The organism is Photobacterium alginatilyticum, assembly GCF_009910675.1.
Classification (GTDB): domain Bacteria; phylum Pseudomonadota; class Gammaproteobacteria; order Enterobacterales; family Vibrionaceae; genus Photobacterium; species Photobacterium alginatilyticum.
The window spans coordinates 14301-39800 of sequence record NZ_RSEJ01000024.1 but is presented as its reverse complement, the minus strand read 5'-3'; the positions used below and the strand labels follow the sequence as shown (position 1 = coordinate 39800).

At 43.5% G+C, this 25500-nt stretch carries 17 protein-coding genes; 15 read left to right on the top strand and 2 right to left on the bottom strand.

Translation table 11 applies throughout. The annotated features are described in order from the left end of the window. Window positions 1–133 precede the first annotated feature (133 nt). Together EIZ48_RS20270 and EIZ48_RS20265 are read left to right on the top strand one after the other, a co-directional pair. Window positions 134–538 (top strand): MbcA/ParS/Xre antitoxin family protein, encoded by a 405-nt coding sequence (locus tag EIZ48_RS20270; RefSeq protein WP_160655459.1) that lies wholly within the window; start codon window positions 134–136, stop codon window positions 536–538. Next, window positions 539–1219, top strand: a complete 681-nt coding sequence (locus EIZ48_RS20265) for an RES family NAD+ phosphorylase (protein WP_160655456.1) — start codon at window positions 539–541, stop codon at window positions 1217–1219. It begins immediately after the preceding gene. 93 nt (window positions 1220–1312) lie between these two features. Here EIZ48_RS20265 and pulA read toward each other — a convergent pair whose 3' ends face one another. Next, window positions 1313–5737, bottom strand: coding sequence for a pullulanase-type alpha-1,6-glucosidase (pulA, locus tag EIZ48_RS20260; protein WP_338046935.1), 4425 nt, complete (start codon window positions 5735–5737; stop codon window positions 1313–1315). A gap of 459 nt (window positions 5738–6196) precedes the next feature. Between pulA and EIZ48_RS20255 the strand changes: the two genes are divergently transcribed. The 9 genes from EIZ48_RS20255 to EIZ48_RS20210 all read left to right on the top strand — a co-directional run bounded on the left by EIZ48_RS20255 (window position 6197) and on the right by EIZ48_RS20210 (window position 18470). After that, complete coding sequence (locus EIZ48_RS20255) at window positions 6197–7339, top strand: ankyrin repeat domain-containing protein (RefSeq protein ID WP_160655453.1); 1143 nt, start codon at window positions 6197–6199, stop codon at window positions 7337–7339. Window positions 7340–7359: 20 nt separating this feature from the next. Beyond that, complete coding sequence (locus EIZ48_RS20250; RefSeq protein WP_160655450.1) at window positions 7360–8805, top strand: hypothetical protein; 1446 nt, start codon at window positions 7360–7362, stop codon at window positions 8803–8805. Window positions 8806–9029: 224 nt separating this feature from the next. Further along, window positions 9030–9989: a helix-turn-helix transcriptional regulator gene (locus EIZ48_RS20245; RefSeq protein WP_160655447.1), complete on the top strand. Its 960-nt coding sequence runs from the start codon at window positions 9030–9032 to the stop codon at window positions 9987–9989. 43 nt (window positions 9990–10032) lie between these two features. Next, window positions 10033–12807: an Hsp70 family protein gene (locus EIZ48_RS20240; protein WP_160655444.1), complete on the top strand. Its 2775-nt coding sequence runs from the start codon at window positions 10033–10035 to the stop codon at window positions 12805–12807. Window positions 12808–12819: 12 nt separating this feature from the next. Continuing rightward, window positions 12820–13479, top strand: a complete 660-nt coding sequence (locus EIZ48_RS29105) for a hypothetical protein (RefSeq protein WP_192928656.1) — start codon at window positions 12820–12822, stop codon at window positions 13477–13479. Between the two features lie 21 nt (window positions 13480–13500). Continuing rightward, complete coding sequence (locus tag EIZ48_RS20225) at window positions 13501–16461, top strand: helicase HerA domain-containing protein (protein ID WP_160655441.1); 2961 nt, start codon at window positions 13501–13503, stop codon at window positions 16459–16461. A gap of 20 nt (window positions 16462–16481) precedes the next feature. Beyond that, window positions 16482–17132, top strand: coding sequence for a hypothetical protein (locus EIZ48_RS20220; RefSeq protein WP_240153035.1), 651 nt, complete (start codon window positions 16482–16484; stop codon window positions 17130–17132). A 5-nt stretch (window positions 17133–17137) separates the two neighbouring features. Then, the gene (locus EIZ48_RS20215) at window positions 17138–17626 is read left to right on the top strand and encodes a hypothetical protein (protein ID WP_160655438.1); all 489 of its coding nucleotides are present in this window, start codon (window positions 17138–17140) and stop codon (window positions 17624–17626) included. Between the two features lies 1 nt (window position 17627). Continuing rightward, window positions 17628–18470, top strand: coding sequence for a hypothetical protein (locus EIZ48_RS20210; protein ID WP_160655435.1), 843 nt, complete (start codon window positions 17628–17630; stop codon window positions 18468–18470). 39 nt (window positions 18471–18509) lie between these two features. Here the strand turns inward: EIZ48_RS20210 and EIZ48_RS20205 are convergent, their stop codons facing one another. Beyond that, window positions 18510–19163 (bottom strand): HEPN domain-containing protein, encoded by a 654-nt coding sequence (locus tag EIZ48_RS20205; protein WP_160655433.1) that lies wholly within the window; start codon window positions 19161–19163, stop codon window positions 18510–18512. Window positions 19164–19397: 234 nt separating this feature from the next. Here EIZ48_RS20205 and EIZ48_RS20200 point away from each other — a divergent pair, with 234 nt between their 5' ends. From EIZ48_RS20200 to EIZ48_RS20185, 4 genes are all read left to right on the top strand, one after another. After that, window positions 19398–21125 (top strand): sensor histidine kinase, encoded by a 1728-nt coding sequence (locus EIZ48_RS20200; RefSeq protein ID WP_160655430.1) that lies wholly within the window; start codon window positions 19398–19400, stop codon window positions 21123–21125. Then, window positions 21094–22500, top strand: coding sequence for a sigma 54-interacting transcriptional regulator (locus EIZ48_RS20195; protein ID WP_160655427.1), 1407 nt, complete (start codon window positions 21094–21096; stop codon window positions 22498–22500). Before EIZ48_RS20200 ends, EIZ48_RS20195 begins: the two co-directional genes overlap by 32 nt. Then, a complete protein-coding gene (locus tag EIZ48_RS20190; protein WP_160655425.1) occupies window positions 22497–23810 on the top strand; it encodes an ABC transporter substrate-binding protein in 1314 nt (437 codons plus the stop codon). Before EIZ48_RS20195 ends, EIZ48_RS20190 begins: the two co-directional genes overlap by 4 nt. Before the next feature lie 267 nt (window positions 23811–24077). Then, window positions 24078–25454, top strand: a complete 1377-nt coding sequence (locus EIZ48_RS20185; protein WP_160655422.1) for a solute carrier family 23 protein — start codon at window positions 24078–24080, stop codon at window positions 25452–25454. Window positions 25455–25500: the final 46 nt, after the last annotated feature.

Genomic DNA, 25500 nt, shown 5'->3' with positions numbered 1-25500 from the left:
ACATCTTTATAACTAACGGCCGCTTGAGAGCCTCGGGCTAGTTGCATTTAAAACAAGTGTCGCTTTCTCTGTTTATGTACATTTCGACTATAATTGTATATAAATGAACAAACAACTATAGTGAGAGGTGCTTATGAACGCATCCCATGCGGTACAAGGGCAGTCAATGCCAGAGGCGGGTAACATGGTGCTACCGGTTATTTTTAATATTCTTGATAAGTGGGCTTGCACCCAGGCACAGCAGATGGCCATTCTTGGCCTGGCGAGTCGCTCTACGTTGAATAAGTATCGTAGTCATCCAGAATCGGCTAAGGTGTCGAAGGATCTGCTGGAGCGGATGAGTTATATACTCAATATTCACAAATGTCTTCGAATCATGTTTACCGCTGAAGAGAGTGTGTACCAATGGGTGCAGAAGCCCAACTCCCACCCGTTTTTTGCTGGTCGCTCGGCAATGGATATCCTGGTTCAGGGCAAAGTGGTTGACTTATATCAGGTAGCATCTCGTCTGAATGCCTGGCGAGGTGGGAAGTCTTAGATGAGCCATCCAGTGAAATCCTTCAGTGATCAGCATTGCTTTCGTCTGATCCCATCGAAATATCCGCCCATCAATTTGTATGAAGATGTGGCTGAGCCCAAACAGCTTGAAGCGATATTTGTCGTCGAGGCCATAACCAATCCTCGCCTTTCGGAAGAGGTCGGTAATTTTTCGCAGATCCCGCTTGAAGAACGCTTAGTGGGGATCCCGCACTGCAGTTATGTGATGGCCGCTTTTACCCATGTCAATCCGGATGGAGCACGATTTAACACCGCCGACTACGGAGCTTACTATGCAGCACCGGATGTGAATACCGCCATAAAGGAAACCGTTCATCATATGGAGCGGGTGATGGGGTACACCCAGGAACCTGCACAGGATATTCAGATGCGTTGTATCGATGCCTGGTTTAGTGCGCAGTTGGTCGATTTTACTGAGCAGCAATACCTCGACCAAAACATTTACCATCCGACAAACTATTCCTACTCGCAAATGTTGGCTACTGAAATCAAGGAGCAAAAAGGTGACGGGATCGTTTATCAGTCAGTTCGCCATCAGGGGCATGATTGCTATGCGCTCTTTAAACCGAACTTAGTCACTAAAGTCTGTCAGACTAAACACTACACCTATAAATGGAATGGAGTATCGGTGAATTCTGTACTGGAAATTAATCTAGTTTGAGTTCTATACCCAAGCTAGCTCAAGAGATTAGCTAAAAAAGAAGCGCCAGTTAAAATTAACTGGCGCTTTAGGCAGTGATTTAAAAATCAACGATTATTGTTTTTGAATATCAACCTCTTTGGTCAGGATATTAAAGCTTACCTGGTAGGTACCAGCTTCAGCTGGAGTAAACTCAATATTGTTTGAGCCTGAGAAGGCAAGGCTTCCTTCTGCTGCAACGACATCACTGGCTGTATGCTCAAGTGTGCCCCAGTTTCCACCGGTAAACTTGAAGCCATACTTCGTACCCGCATTCAAGCTTGGTGTCGTGAAGCTGAATTGTTCAGCGCTAACAGAAGCCATCTTACGGGCATCGTCATGCTCCCAGCCCCCTGAAATATCTCCAGGGATATACCATGAAACATCTGTGTAGTCGTCTTGAAGTTCAGCATCAAGAACAACAGGCTGTTCAGGGTTGGTTGCATCCAAAGATAGCTTGTACATGCCTAATTTGGAAACTGAGCAGTTGTCGTCGCCGTTACAGCCATACCAAGATACATCATCTCCTTTAACCGTAGTCATTTTGTATTCTGCAGTAGTGCTCAAACCGACAGTGGCGCTATATAGCCCTTTGCCCGCATAAGCGGCTTCAGTGCCCGCTTTATTCCAGCCATTGAAACTACCTGCGACATAGACTTTCTTAGCCGCTTCAAATGGAGGAATGTCTGCTTTTTGCGATACTGGCAGACCTAATCCACGTTCGTTACCTCGAGGCTGAACAAAGACAGCACTTGACCATGCAGGAACAGTGAACTTGCCATTGGCAAAACTCGCATTGCCGGCAATAGAGTTCGCCTGGTTATGGGTTGAACTTAGCTCGAAACCTGAAAGGGCAATCGCTTCGTTGTTGCTATTAAGGAAGCTGCCTGTCGTTTGCTCGTTGGGTGTTGCGTTAATCACGATAACAATGGAATCAAGAGCACTGTCGAGATCTGTGGTTTGCGTTGAACCATTATCAATGGACATCACAATCATTCCCGGCGTTTGACCTTTACCTGTATTACGGAAGTCAACGCGCTTCATGATTTCATCAGCGCCAGGTAGCGTCATCAGAGGGGATGCCTTGCGCAGGCGAAGTAGCTCTTTGTAGAACTCAAACATCTGCTCAAGATTTGCTGCCGATGGCTGAGCATTTGCTGTCAGTACTTTTTCAATAACAGTGTAGTTGGCCTCGTCTTTATCCTTCGCAGGAAGACCCTTGTTCCAGTTGTTGTCATTTAAGGTAAAGTCAACACGGTTATACCAGTCACCATAATCGTAAGAGTCTCGCTGCATGGATTTAGAGCGCAACAGCTCACCACCCATGTGGTTAAATGGCATTGCCTGACCCAGTAATACTGTTGACATTCCAAGTGCCTGCATGCGAACACGATCTTCTAGTGAGGTATCGTGAGAGATCTTGTACATGTTGATGTCCCAAAGCGTCTGGTTATCATGCTTGGAAACATAGTTCTGTACTTCCCATGGCTGTTCGGCATAGCCTGCAGCCTGACCGTTGTAGTCCAGGGTTGAACCTTTCAGAGCGTTGCCTTCATAGTCAATGAACTCAAAATCTTTAAGGTTACCCGCCATGCCAAGTCGGGTCAGATCTGCCTGATGTAGCGCACGTGCCAGTTCATCAGAAACACCATCTTCATTTGCATCTGCCTTGATATCGACAAGCTCATTAGGCTGTACATAGGCACCCGTCGCAAAGCCAGGGGTTTTACGAATTCCCTCGCCGCCATCAAATGGGCTACCGCCGCGGACAGCATCACGTAGTCGGTCAGAAAATGAACCGATTCCGGTACCACCTAAGTGTTTCTGGGTAGCTTGTACGAAGCGTTTGTCATTTTCAACTTCACCAAAGTTCCAGCCTTCACCGTAGAAGTACACCTCGTCATTGATCTTACGTGCTGCTTCAAGTGTTCCTTTCATTTGGGCAAGAGGGTGATGACCCATCAGATCCCAACGGAACGCATCGATCTTATAGGCTTTAACCCAGGTTTGTACCGAGTCGTCGATTAGCTTGGCAAACATGGCATGTTCTGGTGCCGTGTTATCGCAACATGTCGACGTTTCAACGCTACCTGTATCAGGAACCAAACGTTGGTAGTACAGAGGAACCACTTTATCGAGTACCGATTTATCGTTCAGACCGGATGCATTGGTGTGGTTGTAGACGACATCCACCACCACATTCATGCCGATGTCTTGCTTGACAGATTGAACCATCTTACGGAATTCTAGAATACGGGCGGTACCTTCGGCATTGCTGGCGTAAGAGCCTTCAGGAACGGTGTAGTGGAATGGGTCATAGCCCCAGTTGAAGCTATCGACACTGCGTACAAATTCATTGAGGGCTTCAACCTTAGCATTATCCTTACTGTCTTCTGCCGCAAGCTCAGCAAAGGCGTCTGCAATGCTGCCGCCTCCTGTGCAATACTTTGAGAATTCAGAGTCTTTGACAGCCGGGTTAACCTCACAGAGTTTGCTGAAGTCCTCGTCGATATCGGCAACCTTGGCTGGATCTTCATTGATGGTGGCAATATCGAACACCGGCATCAAATGCAGGTGGGTCATACCGGCTTCACTCAGTTGCTTGAGGTGATCAACTGGCACTGTGCCTTGTTCGGTAAAGGCCAGGTATTTACCTTTATTTTGTGTGCTGACATCACGGGCAGAGAAATCTCGGACGTGGGATTCATAGATCACCATGTCAGAAAGGTCGCTGTCTTTCTGAGAGTGAGGAGCCTCCAGGCTATCCCAGCCACTAGGTTTGAGTTCGTCTGACTCTAAATCAATTGCCTGGCTATAAATTGAGTTGGTTGAAAGGCTGACAGAATACGGGTCGGTGACTTCATAATCAACGCTTTCCTGGTCGCGAGGCTGGAAGACTTTCATCGCATAGCGATAAAACTTCCCATCAACCACTTCAGTATCAAGAGCAACACTCCAGCTTCCTGACTCTCTATCTTCAACCATAGCAACACGTTGAATTTCTTCTTTGTCGCTGTTGTAGACTGCTAGCTTAACTTCAGTGGCAGTGGGTGCCCATAGGCGGAATGTAACCTGGCCATCATTATAGATCGGGCCATACTGAAGCTCGGTAGCTTCCTGGGCAAACAATGCATCTAACGCGCCAGCATATTGCACACCAGTGGATGCGCGTAGCTCGCCATCACTGGTAGAACCGATAGCGATCAGGCTACCTTTTACCAGAGATGATAGTTCAATACCTTCCGGAAGTGTTGGTAATGCAAAGGCAGGGTAGTCGGCAAGGTGAGGGTATTTGGCTTTTTGCTCTGCAGTCAGCGAGGTGGACTTCAGAACAATAGAAGCACCACTCACTACACTTCTTGTTTCACCATCAACAATTTTCTCTTCAACCTTGTGTTGACCATCGTGGCTGAACATGATTTGGACCATGTCGGCTTTGCCGCCGCTTTTCCATACCATCGTACTGTCATCCAGCATGATTGCACCCAGCGTATCGGCAGAGATTTTTGATGATGGTCCGGCTTTTGTAAAAGCTTCGGAGCGAGTGTTGTACGGAGTTGCACTACCTGGAATAAATGTGAGCGTGCGGTTATCACCCATCTTAGAGATATCAATTTTGATATCAGAGCTGATGAGCTTATCTTTATTTGCATTGCGGAAAATGACTTTAAAACAGCCAGCCGAGGTGTCAGGTACAGAGAGATACCAGATAGGGCCAAATTTGTCTTTTTCGTCAGGTGTGACACTTACGTCTTCCCAGTCGGTATTTCTTTCTGAGTCACTAAGACCCGAGCAACCGCTATCAGGATTGGTGTCTGTTCCCCAAAGGTGCAGGTTCATAGTGTCGTATGGGGCATTATCACCCATTGGATCGTACAGCTGGAGCGCGATTTTACCTGCAGGAGGTGTTGGTAAATCGCCTGGGTTGCTTATGATTGGCAATACAACATCAGTACCCGTTTGAGGAAGCCCCTTTGCTGCCAGCAAACCATCCTGTCGAGAGCCTTCAACAACAATTGCGGTATCTGTACCAAGGTTCACAACCGTAAACTCTTTACCTAGCGAGGCCTCGGTAACAGGAATGCTGGCTTTAGCCGTCTCATCTTCATCCTGTACTAGAAGCTCATTACAAGAAGCGAGTACATCTTTATTGACTAGCCACATTGGGCCGAATTTATCTGAACTTGTTGCGAGAATTGGATCCTCAGTGCCGCATTTAAGTGTCCACTTGTTGTAGTCGGAAACACTACTCTTGACTCTGGCTTCCGTTGTTGAATCGACAACATAGCTTATTGAAATTTGGTCTGCAGACGGCTTAGGAGCATCGGCAGGTAGGCTGATCAACGGATCCTGTGGAGAAGGTGCGGGGTTAGAGGTGTTGGGAGTAGTAGCTGTAGCTGAATCATTGTCATTACAGCCTACTATTAGCGCTGCAGAGCATAGCGGTATGATTATTTTTGCAAGTGCCGAGTATTTAAATTTCTTAGTCGTTATAGTCACAATCCTAGTCCACTAGTCGTTAATAAATAAGTGATGGGTTTAGAAGTAATCAGTTGTTATTAAGATGATAAGTAAATTGTTGATAATGAAATCACCGTACTAATAGGGAGTAGGGGGATGAGGGAAAGGGAGGAGAAAATAGCAAACTTGAAATGGCTCACATTAATTAGGACTAGTGTCGTTATTTAATAACAAAATGCGTGCACAGAGAGATCCTGCCATCACCTTTTGTAGGTGAACTGACAGTCAGAATTGTAAATAATAAATATTTTACCAATTTTTCACAATATTAGGTAAAAGCGCTATTTTGTGACCTCTCTTCGTTTTTGTCTTTCAACCAAACGGCTTTCGCTGATTTTCCTGCGACACAATATGACGCACCAGAAAATATTATGACACCAAATAAAACGTCAGGTCACTCTATTCAAAGAAGTGGCTAGTTTATGTTAGGGAGTAGTGATGAATAAGCTTGGGCAGGGAAAAGGTATAAACGTAACAACAAGTTACCTAGAGATTCAAGGCTATGCCAAAGCTGCTAAGGTTGAAAAGTTGTATCTGGCCAGCAAGCAATCACAGTGTGCATTTCATCTGGTGCTTCGGGTATTGGATAAAAAGGAGTTTGAAGCACTGTTTGAAGCGGTATTCAATAAAGATGATGTTGCGAACTTAAATGAGGAGTTGTGGTTTTTCTTGATGTGCTCGGCATTAAGAAAGTGCGGTTCTGAGTGTTTTAGCCGTTATTTTTCTATCGAGAAATTTGCCAAGTTGAGCGGTTATCACAAAAATGCTCTGGTTGGTCGGTATGCTTCAAAATACTCAGACAAACAAACTTTGGAAGCGATGTTTAAGTCCGGCGCTCAGGTCAATGTTCATTTCTTCGAAATGGTTCATCCCGGACATTCTAACTTTGACCTTATGCTGAATTATGCCGAACCAGATTTCTTGCGGTTATGTTTGAGTCGACGTTTAGCTCAAGGCCTGAAGACATATTCACATACTCCGAATAATGCACCTCGGGTGAAATGCTGGTTAAAGCAAGGGTATGGTTGGTGGGAAGAGAAAGTATTTCCACAGCTGAATAATATTAACCAACTTCGCCCTAATTATCCCTGCGGGGTGACTAGGTATGATGCTGACTACTTAGTGTTGGCAATATTAACAGGAGATAAGGCGCTGTTTGATGAATGTTTAGCTTCTTATGTCGACGTTAATCAAAGAGCATCAAACGGAATGTTGCCGCTGGTCGAAGCATGTGGTCGAGAAAATGCGTCTTGGGCAGTGAAATCTCTTCTCGCTAAAGGGGCATTAGTAAATGAGATAGATGCTAATAATTTTACTCCGCTCTATGCAGCACTTGGAAGAAAAACGGTTAGCCAAGATTTGGTTGCGATGTTGCTGTCAAATGGCGCAGATCCTAATCATAGGGATTTTACGCACGCTACATTGCTATATACCTTAGGTTCACATTTGAACAGTCAGGTGCAAAAACTACTGTTTCTTTACGGCGGAGAAAGTCACGGCCCTTATCAGCCAGGAACGGAGTTCTGTGATTATGATCCGAACATGCTAAATCAACGAGTCATCGATCTAAATAAACAATAACAATATCTAATGGTAGTTATATGAAAACAAGTATCAAAATATCTTTGTTGGCCTCGATCTTAGCCTCTTTATATGGGTGTGGCGGCGGTAGTGATGGCAGTAATAGCAAGACTACACCATCGGCCGTGAACGTCCAGGGAAAAGCCATTGATGGATATATTTCCGGGGCAACGGTGTACCTTGATTTGAATTTTAACAACTATCCGGATAGCAATGAGCCTAGTGTTGTGACTGCGGATGAAGGGGATTTTAGCCTGAGTATTCCCGCAAGCTACCAGAAGTGTGTGAAGTACGTGCCTCTGGTGGTTGATGTCCCGGTGGGAGCGGTTGATAGCGACTTTCCCGGTACACCAATAGAAGAGGCATACTCTATGGTGTTTCCGCCACAGTTTGCCCTAAGTACGGATCAAGACTTGTTAAACCTGACTCCGTTGACTTCCGTCGTCTGGAAACAGGTAGAGCAAGAGTTACGGGAGAATCAAGCGCACTCTCTATCCTGTGAGTCTATGGTTCAGGAACAGGCTCTTCGGGATGACATCAAGCAACGACTCGTTGAACAGGAGTGGCGCGTCGCTAACCGATACAATATTACCGTCGGTGAACTTTACGGTGATTATGTAGCTGCCGATAATGCTGAGTTACATAAACTCGCTCAGGACTTTGTTCCCGGGTTGCAGAAGTCTTATGAGGAAACCCGAGCACTGATTAAACAATATCCCGACGCAGAGCTTGCATGGGTCGAGTATTTTCTGGGGCAATGGAATAGTAACAACAAGGCCTATGACAACCATTGGTACCGTTATGAGTTTGTTCAGGCTTCCGCAGGGAATTTCAGCTCTGAGACCCATGTTATGTCTGATGACTTGCAAACCAAACTGACCCTGCATGATAAAAACAGCATGGTTACGGCACAAAGTAATGGGGTCAGCATAGAAAAAACAGTCGCCTTAGAGAAAGCAGGTACGCAATTCACCTGCTCGGTCAGTGAATGGCTCGAAACCATATCGTCGCAGTCATCAGGGGTAAGAAACACAATCTATTCCACGGTAAGTGACTGGGATTCGTGCAAAGCCTCGGCCATTAGCGGTGATGTTGTGCAGTCATTGGTAACCAAAGACTATCAGGGGACAGATCTGGTGAACTATACCGAGCATAGTTTTAACAAAGGAAATGACAGCGGTTTTACTCATCTCATCGGAATGGCGAATTCAGTCACAGCGGATGATTTGGCAGTGGTAAGAAACGTAATAAACACCGATTTCTACAGTGAAGACTCTCATGGAGCCGATTATTGGTTAAGAACGCAAAATACGTTTAGTGATGATTTGTCTGAGCCTGCTCAGATTCTGACATCACATAACAGTAATGGCGAATGGTTCAGAGAGACGACTTACCACAACGGGACATATAAGTCTGAATGTGGTGATTATGAGAGTAGTTTGTCTGAAAGCCAATGCAAAAAGTAACTGATTAACAAGTAGACAACTCCGGAAGTAACTGATCGGAGTTGTCTGTATACAAATTCAACAGATTCTTCCGTCACATTTTGTCGCATCCATACATAACATGATTAGGCCGTCACTCTTGAATCAAAATAATTTATAAATATGGCTGGTTGGTGTATATGTGCAATAGGTATAAGTTCAATCTTGGCTTGTGCACGGTGTGTAATAGGAGACGTCAGGCAGTAATGGCGAAACGATCAAGTACTCGGGAATCAATGGCTTTGGCATTTGAATTGTTAAAGCGAATCCCAAAATCACGGCCAATCACCGCAAGTGAATTACATCAGCAACTGTTTAGTGCCGGTATCGAGAGGGATATCCGGAGTATTCAGCGAAACCTGGAGATGCTCAGTGAGCACTTTGATATTGTCAGAGATGACAGAAGTAAACCTTACGGCTACTCATGGAAGAAAAACAGCCATGGTTTTTCTTTACCTCAGTTATCACCACAAGAGTCGCTGCTGTTAAACTTGGCTGAAGATTATTTATCCAATTTATTACCATCGAATGTTATCTCTTCGATGGACGGGTTCTTTAAAGAAGCAAGATACAATCTTAATCCTTCCAAGAGTCACGTAAAAGAACGTGACTGGCTGAGAAAGGTCAGGGTAGTAAGTGAAACGCAGCCACTGTTACCGCCTCAAATTGACCTTGAAGTGTTTAACAATGTCAGTGAAGCACTGTTCCATGACCGCTTATTAAACATCGAATATTGTAACGCCAAGCAAGAGAAAAAATCAGCAATGGTGATGCCACTCGGACTCGCCCAGCAAGGACCACGCTTATATCTTGTTTGTCGTTTTGATGGCTACGATAACGAACGTAGTTTAGCCATTCATCGGATACGTAAAGCAACACCTTCGACGTTTAGCTTTGAAAGGCCCGAGAACTTTAACCTCAGTCAATACGATGCAGATGGCCGTTTTGGGTTTGGTGAGGGGGAGAAATGCCAGCTGCAATTCAGCATTACCAAAACAGCGGGTTTTCACTTATTAGAAACCCCTCTTTCACAAGCTCAAGACGTGGAAGAGCATGAAGATCATTTTAAAATTTCTGCCACAGTCATCCAATCTAAGCAACTCGAGCGTTGGCTTAAAGGGTTTGGAGAGCAAGTGTGGAATATAAATATTAATTCTATCTGTTGATTATAGATAAATAAAATCTGCTAAAAATTAGAACGAGAAAAAAATGAGTACAAAATTAACATCGGAATGGAAGATATCAAAAGAAAGTATGTCAAAGTTACGCCTATATGCTGACTTTGAAAAAATGAGTGATGAATTAATAAAAAGAGATGTTAATTTCTTCGTTAATTCTTCTAATCCAGAGAGAATAAGCAGTCCACTTTTAAAAATAATAAATGGTTGTTTCTCACTGGTGAGAGATGATTTCAGTCACCAGCGTTGGATAACATTATCAAACAACATTTATTTAGATAAAAAAGCAAGAGGTTTTTGGAAAATCAATAGCAATGCTATTTATGGAACATATGATTCTGGAACAGAGTTGAGTTTTGTTGAAAGTGATATCGCTAAAGTTATTGATGACCAGGTAAATGAATGGTCAATTCCTAATAAAAATGAATTGCTAACTTTGACGTGTTTGCAAAATGTGCCATTTTCTATTGTGAATGGACGTCCTTCAGGAGCAAGCTATTATTTATATGACTTAGCTGATAGGGTTCAAGCCTTTTGCTGTGAGGGGGGAATGGGAGAACGTGATTCAGGAAAAGCAATACCATTCTTACCATTAGATAACAATAAAACAAATAGTAGAGAACTATTTATTTCAATAATAAAAAGAGGATTTACTCCTGCCGCTCTTGAATACAATGAAGATTATTATCTTTTGCTATCTGTTTTTCACCGAGAACAAAAAGGAAAGTTTGAAGACTCTCGCTCTAAGGTAAATGAAATATTACAAGAACTAATTAGCCAAAAGATAACCAATAGCCTGCTGGCAGAAGATAAAATTAGGGCTGATATTGCTCCCTACCATAAGAAAATGTTAGAGGATACGCAGTTAGGTCACTGGACATTATGGCAAGACGAGTTAAATAACACTGATACGGAAATCATTCAATTACCGATGGACTTTGTTGCTCGTGACCCTAAATCCAGTATCAATGATGGTGTAGTGGGCATAGACTTTGGAACAAAAAGCACGGTAGTAGTGTACCAAAAGGATAATGTCAACATTCATCCGATGCGTATAGGCACAGGGGACTTAAGTAAAGAGATTGCCTCCTTTCACTATGAAAACCCGACCATTATGGAGTTTAACAACTTAGAGCAGTTTATTAGTGATTATCAAGTAAAAGAGAATAAGCCTTTTACTCGCTGGCAAGATCTGACCATTTCACATACAGCTCAAAACTCTATGCTTGGAAGTGAATCTAGTCAATTCAACACATTCTTAGATGAGATCAAACAATGGGCCGGTGACAAAAACAGAAAGCTTAAGATTGTGGGCAAACAGGGTAAAGTCATCGATCTACCGCCATTTTTGGCGTTAAGCGAAACAGATTTCAATCCTATTGAGATTTATGCTTATTACCTTGGTTTGTATATTAATAACCAAAACAATGGCATTTACCTTGACTATATTTTGTCTTTTCCTGTTACTTACGAAATGCCGGTTCGTGACAAAATTATTGAAAGCTTTGAAAAAGGGCTTAAAAAATCACTGCCAGCCGAGCTTGGTGAAGAATCTATATCGCAATTATCAGTCACTAAAGGAGCCAGTGAGCCTGCAGCTTATGCTCTGGTTGCACTACAATCTTATGGCTTTGATCCTTGTGATGATGAACGTATTTTCTATAGCGTGTTTGATTTTGGTGGCGGCACAACCGATTTTGACTTCGGTATTTTCAGAGAAGCAGTAGGTAGAAAGGAGCGCCGTTTTGATTATGTTATTGAACATTTTGGGGCTGGAGGTGACAAGTTTTTAGGCGGAGAAAACTTACTCGAGCTTCTAGCATTTGAAGTATTTAAGAAAAACAAATCAGCATTACTATCAAAAGGTATTCAATTTGAGAAGCACCCGGAGAAAGACGCTTTTGCAGGCTGTGAGCAGCTACTAAGTAACTCGCAGGAAGCGAAAATTAACACTAAAACACTATGCGAAATGCTGCGTCCCTTTTGGGAAGAACATGAAGAGTCGACATTGGAGCTTTCACAAGGTTCGGTTGCGATTAACTTAACAGATGTTAATGGTACGGTGCATACTGGTTTTGAGCTTGATATCAATGAAGACGAATTGAATGAATTACTTCATGAACGTATTGAGCGTGGCGTTACCAACTTTTTTAATGCGTTACGTTTGGCCTTTAGTAACAGTCAGCAGTCGTTACATGATATTGATAGCATCAAAATATTCTTGGCGGGTAATTCCAGTCAATCACATTTTGTAAGGGATATATTTGAAAAGCAAATTGCGCTCCATCATGAAGAAATGGGTGTGGCATCTGAACAACAGAGTCGTTTCAAGCTGTTCTCTCCTTTGGGGGCCGATAAAAACGATGTCGAAAAACCAACGGGGAAAACAGGAGTTGCGTTTGGCTTAATTGAGTCTCGCGAGGGCGGCAGCATTCTGGTTGTCGATCATAATGTTGAAGATGATGATATTCGCTTTAAGTATTATCTAGGTGAAAACCGCAAGAACTGCTTTAAGCCATTGATTGATAGAGAGATCGTGTTTAGTCAATGGGTAGAGTTTATTGATGCTGGTTACCAAAAGTTTGAGATTTTTTATACCGAGCAACCATGTTCAAGCACAGGTAAAGTGCCGGTTTCGGATAGCAGTATAAAGAAACGGGTTGTTAAGCTCGATTTAACTGACGATGAAGCAATGGTTTATCTTCGAGTCGTATCACCGACGCAAATCGAATATGTCGTTGCTCATGAAAATGCAATAAGTAACGAAGTATACCTGAATAACATTCAATCTATCGATTTATCCTAAGAGGAGCACGTTATGTTACCTGTTATTGCAATGCCTCAGATTGCCTCTCTAATAGCGGCTGTCACAAGAGTGGCAACTACAGTCGGGCCTATGATTGTAAAGAATGCGTCCTTGTTGCTAGAAGTCGCAAGTAAGTCGTTACCACAGATCATTAAAACGATCGAAACAGTGAGTGCTGTGATTAATATTATTAGGCCAAACGAAACGGCTGAAGAGCTTGGTGCTAAGGCCATGAAGGCAGATAAGAAGCCCGAAGATTTTGATGAGATAAATGCGTATATCGACTACCTTCGTGAAGAAGTAAAGGTCGAAAAAGATGAACTCAGTGAAGAGACCGTAGATGTTATGGCTCGCCAGGCGATAGGGGTGTCGTTAATGGTTAAAGGAGTCAGTGAGAAAATTGGTGCTGAGCTTACTATGCCATTTCTGAAGACAGTAAGTGAAACGAGATTAGATGCGAGCGTGATTCTGGAAATGATTAAGCTGTATTCAAGTAATGGTTTGAATATGGATGATTATGATAAATATCTTGGTAAAGCGTTGAGTATCGAGCAATTAGATAAGCATAGTGAAGTGTTAGTTGAGGCATACCAAAAAGCAAATCCAACAATGAGCACAGAACAAGCTGAAGATATTGTAATGGGTTTAGAGCTACCAAAAGATTGCCTATAACGGTTTTTAAAAGAGATGTATATGAAAAAGCCACTTATTGATCTGCTGAAAAACATTGACTCTCTACCGGTTGAGCCATCATCTATTGAGAAACTCAGTGCTTTGTCGGATTACGAATTTTCACTTTATCATATTAAAGAAGTTACTTTTGATGAGGACTCGCCCCGCAAAGAGGCTTTTGAAAACGTATTAAACACATTGAGTCTTGAAGGCATCATATTTACCTATCTGTTGGTTGGGGATAAAAATGGTGTATCGTTTTACTTTGGTATCGCAAAAGATAAGCAGTACAAAAAGTCATTAATACTTGAAGTTGATGACATCGGTGACACGATCCTAAAGCCTGCGATTGAAGGTAACTTCAGAGGGAGTGTGGTTGAAAAACTTGGTAAAAAGCAACGTAGGGCGGTAAAAGAGACGCTGAGCAGCTTCAAAAATGTAGCAAAGCTTGAAGGTGTACCAAGTGTAAATGAAGAAAACGAAGAGTTTCAGGGAGTAGATCGCTTAGTAGACATAATGAGTGGGGATGATTTTTGTCTGGCTATTATGGCTGATCCTTTGTCACTACTTGAAATCACTGCGATTGAAAACCACTTACATTCTATTTATGACAAGTTACTTCCTCTTTCAAAACAAAGTATTCAAACAGGAGAGAATACTTCGAAGACAAAAGGTAGAACTGAAGGAACCAGTATTTCTAAAGCAACTGGAACTAATGATAGTTTGAATATTACTACCAACGAAGGTACGAGTGATACGACGACCAAAGGAACCAGTGAGGGCTCGGAAAGGTCTACTAGCAAAAGTCGAGCAGAGGGAACAACAACAGGACGTTCAGAAGGTAAAACAAAAGGAACGTCTATCACTAATACAACGGGTGATACCTTAAACTCTAGTACATCAGAACAGACGGGTAGTTCCAATAGTAGTACGAGAGAATTTTCTGACAAGACCATCCAGGAATGGTTAACTTATATCGATGAGGTTTTGCTAAAAAGAGTGCAATATGGGAAAAACAAAGGATTGTATTTAACGAATATATACCTATTCGCGAACGCTACCGGCACGGTGCTAAAACTGGGCAATACAGCGCGGTCATTATTCGCTGGCGGTGATACGAATAAATCACCATTAAGTTATAAACAGGTGACCGATCCTCAAGAGATCCGATCTATTCATAACTTTCAGTTTCCTATGTTGAAAAGTGATGGAAGTAAGCAGATTGAGTCGACTAAGGATAGTCAGAGGCAGTTAGATTTACTGCTATCAAAAAGTCCGTTCGATAGTTTCTTAGGTAATTGGCTATCTACCAACGAATTAAGTGTGGTGGCTGGTTTACCACAGAAAGAAGTAGTAGGTTTAACGTTAAAAGAAGAAGTAGAATTTGGGTTAAATATTACCCAGAAGAGAGAAGAGCCAAATCAACTGTTTCTGGGCAGCTTAGTAAAAAGTGGTATACCACAAGAGATCGATGTCCATATTGACAAGCGCGATCTTGATAAGCATACCTTTATTGCTGGGGTAACAGGAAGCGGTAAGACAACAACATGTCATCGTCTTTTAGAATCCGCCCAGATGCCTTTTTTAGTCATTGAACCGGCAAAGACTGAGTACAGGGTTCTAACCAAGAAGAATAAAGACATTCTTATCTTTACTTTAGGTAATGACAATGTTGCTCCATTCAGGCTAAACCCATTTGAGTTTTTCCCACACGAAAATATCGCCTCTCGTGTAGATATGATTAAGGCGAGTATCGAATCGGCCTTTGATATGGAAGCTGCGATACCACAGTTAATTGAAGCGGCAATCTATAGGTGTTACGAGGATAAGGGTTGGAATATTGCAACATCGAAAAACAGTAGGTATGAGAATCCTTTTGCTGATGGTATCTATGCTTTCCCTACCTTAAGCGACCTCGTCAAAATGACCGAGAAGGTTGTTTCTGAACAAGGGTTTGATGAGCGGCTGAAGCAGGATTATATCGGTTCCATCAAAGCACGCTTGCAAGGCTTACTAATTGGTTCAAAAGGGCAAATGCTTAATACCGCTCGCTCGATTGATTTTAAAGACCTTGCTACAAAAAATGTGATACTTGAGCTAGAAGAGATCCGTAATCCAAGTGAAAAATCACTGATTATGGGCTTTGTTCTGGCGAACTTAAACGAAGCGATTCGAGCAAATTATGAAGCTTTCAGAGCGCGTGGTGAACGCTTTAGACATATCACTTTGATAGAAGAAGCACACCGCCTGCTGTCAAAATTTGAGCCGGGAGACAGTCAAAATAAGAAGCAAGGGGTAGAAGCCTTCGCAGATATGCTGGCAGAGGTGCGAAAATATGGTGAAGCTTTGATCATCGTTGATCAAATCCCGAACAAGTTGACACCAGAGGTGCTCAAAAACACCAATACAAAAATCATCCATAAACTCTTTGCCAAAGATGACAAAGAAGCTGTCGGAAACACGATGGCATTATCGGATGAGCAAAAGGATTTCTTATCGAACCTTGAGCCTGGGCGGGTCATCTTATCGAGCTCTGGTATCAATAAGCCGTTACAGGTACAGATAAAAGAGTTAATCAGTACTACCAATGAAAAAGATGTAAACCCTTCTGAAATAAGAGACATTGCATTAAGTTACTACGGAGATAACTATAAACGCGGACTGATCCAAGGATTAGAGTTTTTCAAGCAAAAGCCATCAAATGAAGGTGTCCATCAATTTCTGCAGGGTAGTCTTGCAGAGTGTTGGTTTGAATCCGTTCGAGATAGAAAGGCTAGTGCAACCTTGCTCAATTACCTAAATATCTTGGATAGCGATTTCATGGTTAGCTATATCCTAACAGCTTGTTATGTAGAGGGTGATGAAGTTGACAAAGTTCGTCAGAAAGAGCGACTAGCCCTATATTTAACCGGTTTAGCGACAGAACCGGAAATGCGGATGAACTTAAAATTTGTTAATGCTTTTAGTAAAAATCTTAAATAGCATTATTAGGAGAAAAGAAGATGGGCTTATTTAGTAGCTTTTGTAGTATTGTCAGTGGTGCATGTAGTGCGATTGGCAGTGCCATGTCAAAAGTTGGTAGTTTTGTAGCCGATACGGCCACCTCGATTGCAAAGCTTGGGGTTGAACTTGCAACTAAGGTCGGAGAGGCCATTAAAATGGTAGGTATTTCACTAGGTATTATCAAGCCTGGAGAAAATCTTGAAGAACTTGGCGAAAAAGCCATGTTGAGCGATAAAAAACCAGAGGACTTTGATTCCATAAATGAATATATCAATCACCTCCGAAATGAAGTTGTTCTGGATAAAGAAAAGTTTAATAGTCTTGATGAAAAAGAACTTCTAGCTCGTTCTGCTATTGGTGCTTCAATAACTCTAAAGGGTATCAATGAAAAGCTAGATACGATAGTAACGCCAGAGTTTATGGCTGAGGTGGCCAAACAGCAGCTTACAGCTCAGGAAATCATAGGAACAGTTAAAGCATACAAAGAAAAAGAGCTAAACACTGGTGATTATGAACTGTATCTGAATGATGAATTGAGTATTGATGAAAGTGATAAACATAGTGACGCACTGGTGTCTGCTTATCAAAAATTAGAGCCAGAGCTAACGATCGAGCAGATCGAAGATAAAGTAATGGGTTTAAAAGGTTAACAGGAATGAATGATTATTGTATTCAGGCAATAAACAATATGGTTAGTGTTAGTCGTATTATTGATGGCGAGCTTGAACCTATAAGAATTAGAGGTGAACTGTATCTGCCTATTGCTGACTTTTGGCCAACATTTAAGCAGAAAGTGGAGTATGAAGCTGATGAGTTACTTGCTTTTATCATTTTTTCTGATACTGAAAATTTTATTGTAGATCCTGAGATTAATATTGCCGATGAATTTATCACTGAGCAATTTGATCTGCAAAACTTGGTATTAGAATATTTGAACGGTGGGTGTTTATTGAGTTTTTATCCCCACATCGATATTGAAAATATAAAGCAACCTCACCGTTTATCAGTTACTAAATATACTAAAGCTGAAGAAAATAAAGAAATAGTTAATAATGAGATGACAGTCGATAGTTTACAAGCATTCTTTAGGAGAAAAACAAGGGAATTGCTGAAAGAAAGTTATAAAATGGAAAAAGGTAAATAGCATGGATGTGAATTTTATTCTTGAGTTGCTTGATGATTTACGAGTTCAAGAAAAGATCAAGTTAATTGTCGACAATAAGATTGATAATGATTCCTTTGTTTCTAATCTGACGGTCGCTTCGGAACAAAAAATAGATAATGGTGATTTGTTTAGAGATAATCAAACATTAAAAATAAAGAATGAAGAAATGCAAGGGCTTATTGATGAGCTGAAAGGTCGTATTCTTGTTCAGAAAAATGAAATATCAGATAACATTTCAAAAGTATGTGTATTTGAATCAAAAGTTGATTCGCTTCAATGTTTGGTAAAAGAAAAAGAGTTAGAAGTTGCTAGATTAAATGATGAAATTAGAACAGTAAAGGATTTGCTAGATACATCAGATAATAACCAGAAGCGAACAGAAGAAAAACTAGAGTGGTATAGAAAAAATTTTTCAGATGACATTAAGATTCAGGAAGTTTACAATGAGTTTTCAGAGCAAACTAAATCTTCATTAAGTGGTGTTTTTAAAGACACTTCACCAAAAGGCCTAATCTCATGCGGTATTCAAGAAAAAAATATCGGTAATCTTTGGGATTATGCAAAAAATGAAGTAGTTAATGGCATTAACCCTGACATCGATGGGATTTTGAAGTTATTTGAATTGTTGTTTTCTCGGTTTATTATTGCTTACCCAGCGTATAAAATTCAGTCTGTCCAATCAGGAGATGAGTTTGATACTCAGCAGCATATTAAACATAATAGCAGTACTAACATGAGTGGTATAATAGATGCTGTTCTGTTGCATGGTTATTTAAATGCTAAAACCAATAAGGTCATCAAACCGTCAATTGTTAGGGTTTGATTCAGAAAAGCCAGCTCACTAAAGCTGGCTTTTTCAAATCTAAATATCAATCAAAGGATAAACAGGCTCGCCCCACAGCTCGTCTTTTCCATCCATCATTAATTCAATAATAGTTGGTACTATTTGCTCAAGAACAAAGGTACAATCTCGCAGCTGTTTGCGGTTTGCAGAGCTCCCGAAAGTTGCGCCTCCATGGATAATCTGGTTACGAAGCGTGTAAAGACGAGCAAATAGGATAGCGAGTACGGTTGAAGTGTCGTTATTTCCGAGAGCGTTATTGGCAGCCACCTTGGCTTTTGAGCGTTCATCTTTCCATTTATCTTCGGGGATTCGACCAGACTGGTAATCCCAGAATGCTTGCAGAATAAACTCATTGCTTAAGATGAGGCGTATTGCACCGGCGTACTGCGACCAAACGATACTTGAAAGCTTGTTGTGCTCATCAATGTTCACTAATTTACTTAAGAATTCCTGATATAGGCCTTTCTCGCTAAAATTAATTCTTTGCTCAAAATCTTGTGCGTAAGCCGAGTTGAATGCAATCCAGAGAAAAGTGAATTTTGAATCGTCATCATCACATTGTTCCGCTTTGTCTAACCAACTTAACGCCCTATGAATTCTGATAGCAAGTGCTTGGCTGTATGAGTCACGCTCGGCTCTTTGCCGTTGCTTGAGCCGTTGATAGTTCTGCATGTTTGTCTCCGTAATCAAATCTGCATAAATTTTGCCTGACAAGTCTCTGAATTAAAATGAGTTATATTAATAAAATGTGGTTTAAGGAGACAATACAGACGTATATGAAGAAATACACAGTAAATCAATGAATCGAACTTAGACCAATCGCTAATAACAACCTACTTTACAACTTGTTATCCTTAGAAAGTAAAGGGGGAGTCTAACCAGCCATCTTTGTTTGAGGTCAGTAGTATGATGCGCCAGCAAGCCAAAATAGGATTTTGGAAAAATAGCTTGGTAAGGCGTTATTTGGCCTTCTCACTATTAGTCGCCATTCTACCTTTAACGATCACGGCTGTGTTATATGACTCTCTGACAGCGAACCTACTTAAAGATATGGATGCACAGCAGGATATGTTGCAACTGCGGCAGACTCAAAGCAGCATGGAATACATGATGCGTCAGCATCGTAATGCACTGCGGGCAATCAGCGAGCTGCCCGGCATCAATCAACTGTTGCAACCTGAGCCAGCGCTTACGCTGCCTCGTCAGGTATTAAACCTCATCTATTTTGATATTGACCGCCCTGAAATTTATGGTGCCATATTGTTTGACCGCCATTGGCAGTTGAAGCGGGCTTTCCCTGGCCAGAGCGCCAGTGGCTACCCTTACTGGGGTGAAGGTGATCTTAACATAGCAACTCTTCCCCGGTTCCCGTATGGGGAGGCTCTGTTGCTAGGGCCGCAAAAACCGCTGACTGCACAATCAGGCTGGTATCTTATGGCTTTTCCTCTTAGTGCCAATTTGTCGGGGGAAGTGTCTCCGGGGTTTATTGCTTTTCAGATTCGGCTAGCCAGTTTGACGCAGCATTTGCCGTCGATTTTGTCCGAAGGGGGCGCTCAGTCATGCCTTTGGGTCGATACATTGGGATGTTTTGATTCATTGGGGCGTTGGCGAGACAGTTTGCCTGAGGAGGTCATATCCTTACCGCTATGGGGCGGCTGGACGCTGGCAATGATCCCGCGTGTCTTACCGTCTTTGGGAACCAACCAGCAGCGATTTTTGCTTGCTTTGATGGCGATACTTTCGGTGATCGGCGTCTGTGTTTTCTTTTATTTGGTCGTGTTACGGATCAGGGGACGGGTTGTACCGCTGATCCATGCTGCCGATGCAATCTCACAGGGGCAATGGGACACTCGTATCACCCCGAAGGGCAATGACGAGATCACTTTGCTGGCGACAGCTTTCAACCAGATGACTTCCCGCTTGAACGCACTGCTTATTGCGCAAAGCGACATGGAACGCAAGGCCGTTTGGGGGGAGTTTGCTACCGGGATCGCACACGAAATTCGCAATCCACTGGCAACAATCAAGGTGTGTGTTCAGGCACTGCCGGAGCAGGATGATGAAAACCGGGAACTTCGTGAAATGATGGTGACGGAAATTGACCGGATCAATCATTTGATCAGTAACTTACTGGATTATGCCTTACCGCCGCAGCCTAATGGTGAGCCGGTGTTACTGTCGGGGTTATTGCATCGTCTTCATGTATTGGTTTCCCCTCTAGCCAAAGATAAAGGGGTGTTGCTAAGTACGGATGATGATTGCCCTTATGCCGTAATGGCTGATGCTGGACAGCTTCAGCAGATCTTAATGAATTTGCTCATTAATGCGGTAGAGGCCACTTCTTCGGGAGGTGAAGTGAAGATGTCATTTGCTGAAGATGCAAAAGGTCTTTGTGTCATGGTGAAGGATACGGGCGAAGGTATGACAGAAAAGCAATTAGCTATGGTGACAGAGCCGTTTTATACCACCAAAACAACAGGGACAGGCTTGGGGCTCGCGGTGTCCTTGTGCCTGGCGAAGCAAAATCATGCTGAGCTCGGTTTTGACAGCAAGCCCGGACATGGAACAACAGTTATTATGAGGTTTGAAAAGGACTTTATTTGTGAGCCAGAAACCAACACTGTTAATTATTGATGATGAAGTGAACTTAACGCGTTCATTGAAAATTGCGCTGAAAAGTCAGGACTATGAAATCGCGATTGCCCATGATGCGGCTGAGGGGTTAGCTGTCGCTCATGCCCTGCGTCCGTTTATGATATTGCTTGATTTAAGGCTGCCAGATAGTGACGATCTTCAGCCGCTGAGTCGGTTGTGCACATTGTTGGCTGACAGCAAAATAGTGATGATGTCTGCGCATGGTGATATCAGTACCGCGGTCGAGGCAGTGAAAATGGGGGCTTCAGACTTTGTGACCAAGCCCTTCGATGTTGCCCAGCTTAGGCAGAGTGTCTCCCAGTGCTTGGCAGAAGTACAAGTAACGAGTCACTGTAATGGGTTAATTGGACAAAGTCCGGTAATGGAAAAACTGGCGCGGGAGCTGACATTGATTGCCAACAGCCATACCAGGACTATTTTGCTGTTGGGGGAGTCGGGTACCGGTAAAACGGCGGCCGCATCAGAGCTACACAGGCAAAGCCAACTTGGCGACAAGCCGTTTATTGAAGTCAATTGTGCGGCTTTGCCAGAAGCCTTACTGGAAGCTGAATTGTTTGGTGCCGAAAAAGGGGCATATACCGGTGCGCACCGTAGCCGGGGCGGGTTGATTGAAGCGGCCGACGGTGGGACGTTATTTCTTGATGAAGTGGGGGAGCTAACGTTGCCGACACAAGCTAAACTACTGTCTTTTCTGGAGAACCAGCGTTATCGCCCGGTTGGCTCCGCTACCGAGAAGCAGGCTGATGTGCGGATCATAGCGGCAACTAACCTCCATCTTCGTAATGCTATGGAAGAGGGAAGGTTCCGTTCTGATCTCTTCTATCGGCTAAATGTAATGCCTGTACATATTCCTTCATTGTCTGAGCGACGGGAAGATATTCCCCTTTTGATGGTCTATTTCGCAGATCGCTTTCGATTTAGTGGTAAAGCACTGTCCTTCGCTGAGACTGTTACCGAGGCTTTCTGCCAGTACGCGTGGCCAGGCAATATTCGTGAGTTAAGAAACTTCATTGAACGTTTGTCGGTGCTCTATCCCGGGCAGGTGATCATAACTGAGATGCTACCGCCAGACTGGCAGATCGTCAGGGATGAAACGAGCAGCCTGCAAGAGGCAAGTACTGCGCCTAATACCAGTATCCAATCACAAACCGATGTTACCTCTTCTGTGCAATTAGCCTCCGATGCTGTGGCTGCTAGTAATTCGGTCGTTAGCCATCTTGCTAATGAGGAAAAGAAAATGATCCTTCATGCGCTACATGAAACAGGAGGTCATAAAGGCAATGCCGCCAAGCTGTTACAGATCTCCCGTCATGCCCTTAAACGCCGCCTGCAAAAACTGGGTATCCAGTCATGAAATGGGCTCATTGGTTAGTTCTTGGTTGGTTATGGAGTACAACGGCAGTTGCGGAAGTGGTACTTGGTAGTGACAAGAATACGGCTGATCTGGATATTGGCTGCTTGTATCCGCTTACCGGGCCATCTGCACTCTGGGGAAGTGATGCGGTTGTGGCGATTAAAATGGCGCTAGATAAGCTCAAAACCGATCCTAATGCACCAACGATGCGAGTTACCGTGGCCGATACCATGGGGAAGCAATATCGTTCTCGGGAAATTGCCTTGCAGTTCATTGAACGAGAACAGGTGGACGTACTTTGCGGCGTAGTGAACTCTAATATTGCGCTGGAAACTTCCAAGCTGGCGTTTGAAAGCCGGACCTTATTCCTCGGTGCCGGGCACAGTTCCCCTCGCTTGACAGAAGATGCACTTCATCCGTGGTATTTTCATTTGAACAACGATGCCAGTCAATCGAGTGGGGCCGGGGCCAGGTACCTTCAAGACATCAAAGATGAATGGAGGTGGAAAACCCTTTCTTATATCGGCCCTGACTATGAATACGGACATCAGATCTGGCAAAAGATGCTGACAGCACTTGATTCACTAGATGTGGATTACCATGTAAAAGATGAGTTTTACAGTTTGCATGGCGAGAAAGACTATCGCCGCTACATTGATGCTTTGTTGGCTGATCCTCCGGATATTGTAGTCAGCGGTCATTGGACCCGTGACTTGGTAAGCTTCATTGAGCAGGCTCAACTGGCGGGACTGTTCAGCCGGACCCGGTTTGTTAATTTTGATACCGGAGGGGGCTATTTTGTTCTGTCTCGACTGGGTGACGCCCTTCCTGAAGGGTTGGTGCTTTCTGCGCGATCACATGTGAACTGGCCGGCCACCGAGGCTAATCGGGAGTATGTTGGCGAGTTTTACCGCCGGGCCGGGCGTTATCCGACATTCATTGCACAAGATGCCTATGCCGTGATAACCGCGCTCGCTACAGCCTGGAAACAGGCGCCAGAGAAAACCGTTGAAGGAGTCCGGTTATCACTTGGCGGGCTCTCGTTTTCGTTACCTGAAGATCCTGAAGGATTCCAGTCTGTCATTGATCCCCGTACCCATCGCATCCTTCAGGTTCAGGCGATAGGAGAGACCGTTGCAGACGGGCGTTATTCTCCAGCTACACGGACATTGGGAAAATGGAAATTTTACTCCCCCTATGAATTACCTAACGTTATTGAAAGCGTTGCAGAAACCAGTGTCGCTGGCAGCAGCTCAGACGAGCGCTCTAAATGGCGTTTAGGAGCGGAAAGCGCTCATGTCGGGCGCTAGGCGCTCATGGTCGCGCGCTCTTAAGGGATGAGTAAATTTGATCTTTACTTGCTGGTAACAATTTTTAGATGGTTTTATCTCATCATTTTAAACTGATGGGGTAGTTTCAAGTAATTGAACAATAGGCTTATTATTGTGTTTTTTGGGGTGTGTTTGTCAGGTTGCATTCAGCAGGGTAGATACCTGCGTTTACAATTTGTTCACATTGGCATCATCATTGCTCTTGTTGTGAGGTAAATAATATAAGCCAACACAACAGGAGAGACTATGTCGGTGATTAAACGCTCACATGGAAAAGAACAACCTTACTGGCCAGCAGGTCCTTTTAAAGTACGTCTTCCCTTTATTCATTACCGTTGGGAGCTTGCAGAAACAATCCAAGGCATGATCATGTTCGTCGTTAGTATGGCGATGATCCCGCTTTTGGAGAAGTATCTTGGTCTGCCCTATGACGTTGCGCTTGCCTATGTGGTCGTATGCGGGATTGGATTTATGTTACCCAACCTGTTGGGGGTCCCAATGGTCCCTGGTTGGATCACTCCAGCCATCCCGGTTGTACTGTTATTTCTGGGTAATTTCGAGCCGGGGCCAGAATCAATCCGCGCTTTGATGGGACTTCAACTGATCGTTACCGCTATTTTCTTCATTCTCGGGATCACCCGGTTGGGTAGCAAGCTGGTCGAGTTGTTCCCCGACTCAATCAAAGCCGGGATCTTGATTGGTGCTGGGATTGCCGCTATTACCGGCGAGATCAGTGAAGGAGGTCGCCTGGCGAATACGCCCGTGTCATTGATCATTGGTTTTATCGTTACGGCGTACGTTCTGTTTTCGCTTAATTTCCGTGATTATGTCAATAAACATAAATGGGCCAAGGTCATTGCTGGCTATGGCATGGTTCCTGGCACATTGGTAGCAATGGCAGTTGGCTGGACTGTCAGTGAATATCCATTGCCTGCGGTTGAGTTTGGTTTTTCTGCCCCGGCATTTGGTGACATGATCAATTACTTGCCCTTTACAGTAGGACTACCGTCGCTGGAAATGCTGTGGTTGGCTGTGCCAACGGCTCTAATCGCTTATGTGATAGCGTTCGGTGACATTATTGTCGGGAAAAGCCTGCTAGATCGTGTTGATCACCTTCGACCTGATGAGCATATCGAGGTCAATGTTGACAGGGTGCACCTGGTAACGGCCCTCAGAAACCTGATCCACTCCTTTTTTGCCCCGTATCCAGGGTTAGCCGGCCCGTTATTTACCGGAGCGATGGCAACGATTGCTGAGCGCTATCGACATGGCCGCAAGGCAATGGACAGTATTTATAGCGGAGCTGGGATATTTTGGATTGTCGGGTTTATGGCCTTGTTTGCTCTGCCATTGATCACCTTGTTCAAACCTGTATTGCCAATTGCTTTGTCTATCACTTTGCTGATCACCGGATACCTGTGTATTTCGGTGGGTGTCGAGCAGGTGCGTAATGCCACCCAGATGGGGGTAGCAGGAACTATGGGTGTGGTGTTGGCGGTGTATGGTGCAGGTTTTGGATTACTTGCCGGTATTGTCTTGTACCTTCTTATCGAATGGCGCAGCAAGCGTCACAGTGCTGATGACGCGATTGAAGAAGAGCCTATTGAGGTAGTAGAAAACTAATCTTTTATCCCTTTTCTATCAGTTTGAGTTCTGGCTCCTGGCTTAG

Excerpts from the sequence above, each read along its gene's own strand:
- EIZ48_RS20250 (WP_160655450.1), top strand. The coding sequence starts at position 7,360 with ATGAAAACAAGTATCAAAATATCTTTGTTGGCCTCGATCTTAGCCTCT.
- EIZ48_RS20245 (WP_160655447.1), top strand. The coding sequence starts at position 9,030 with ATGGCGAAACGATCAAGTACTCGGGAATCAATGGCTTTGGCATTTGAA.
- EIZ48_RS29105 (WP_192928656.1), top strand. The coding sequence starts at position 12,820 with ATGTTACCTGTTATTGCAATGCCTCAGATTGCCTCTCTAATAGCGGCT.
- EIZ48_RS20190 (WP_160655425.1), top strand. The coding sequence starts at position 22,497 with ATGAAATGGGCTCATTGGTTAGTTCTTGGTTGGTTATGGAGTACAACG.
- EIZ48_RS20215 (WP_160655438.1), top strand. The coding sequence starts at position 17,138 with ATGAATGATTATTGTATTCAGGCAATAAACAATATGGTTAGTGTTAGT.
- EIZ48_RS20220 (WP_240153035.1), top strand. The coding sequence starts at position 16,482 with ATGGGCTTATTTAGTAGCTTTTGTAGTATTGTCAGTGGTGCATGTAGT.
- EIZ48_RS20255 (WP_160655453.1), top strand. The coding sequence starts at position 6,197 with ATGAATAAGCTTGGGCAGGGAAAAGGTATAAACGTAACAACAAGTTAC.
- EIZ48_RS20210 (WP_160655435.1), top strand. The coding sequence starts at position 17,628 with ATGGATGTGAATTTTATTCTTGAGTTGCTTGATGATTTACGAGTTCAA.
- EIZ48_RS20240 (WP_160655444.1), top strand. The coding sequence starts at position 10,033 with ATGAGTACAAAATTAACATCGGAATGGAAGATATCAAAAGAAAGTATG.
- EIZ48_RS20185 (WP_160655422.1), top strand. The coding sequence starts at position 24,078 with ATGTCGGTGATTAAACGCTCACATGGAAAAGAACAACCTTACTGGCCA.
- EIZ48_RS20265 (WP_160655456.1), top strand. The coding sequence starts at position 539 with ATGAGCCATCCAGTGAAATCCTTCAGTGATCAGCATTGCTTTCGTCTG.
- EIZ48_RS20205 (WP_160655433.1), bottom strand. The coding sequence starts at position 19,163 with ATGCAGAACTATCAACGGCTCAAGCAACGGCAAAGAGCCGAGCGTGAC.
- EIZ48_RS20200 (WP_160655430.1), top strand. The coding sequence starts at position 19,398 with ATGATGCGCCAGCAAGCCAAAATAGGATTTTGGAAAAATAGCTTGGTA.
- EIZ48_RS20270 (WP_160655459.1), top strand. The coding sequence starts at position 134 with ATGAACGCATCCCATGCGGTACAAGGGCAGTCAATGCCAGAGGCGGGT.
- EIZ48_RS20225 (WP_160655441.1), top strand. The coding sequence starts at position 13,501 with ATGAAAAAGCCACTTATTGATCTGCTGAAAAACATTGACTCTCTACCG.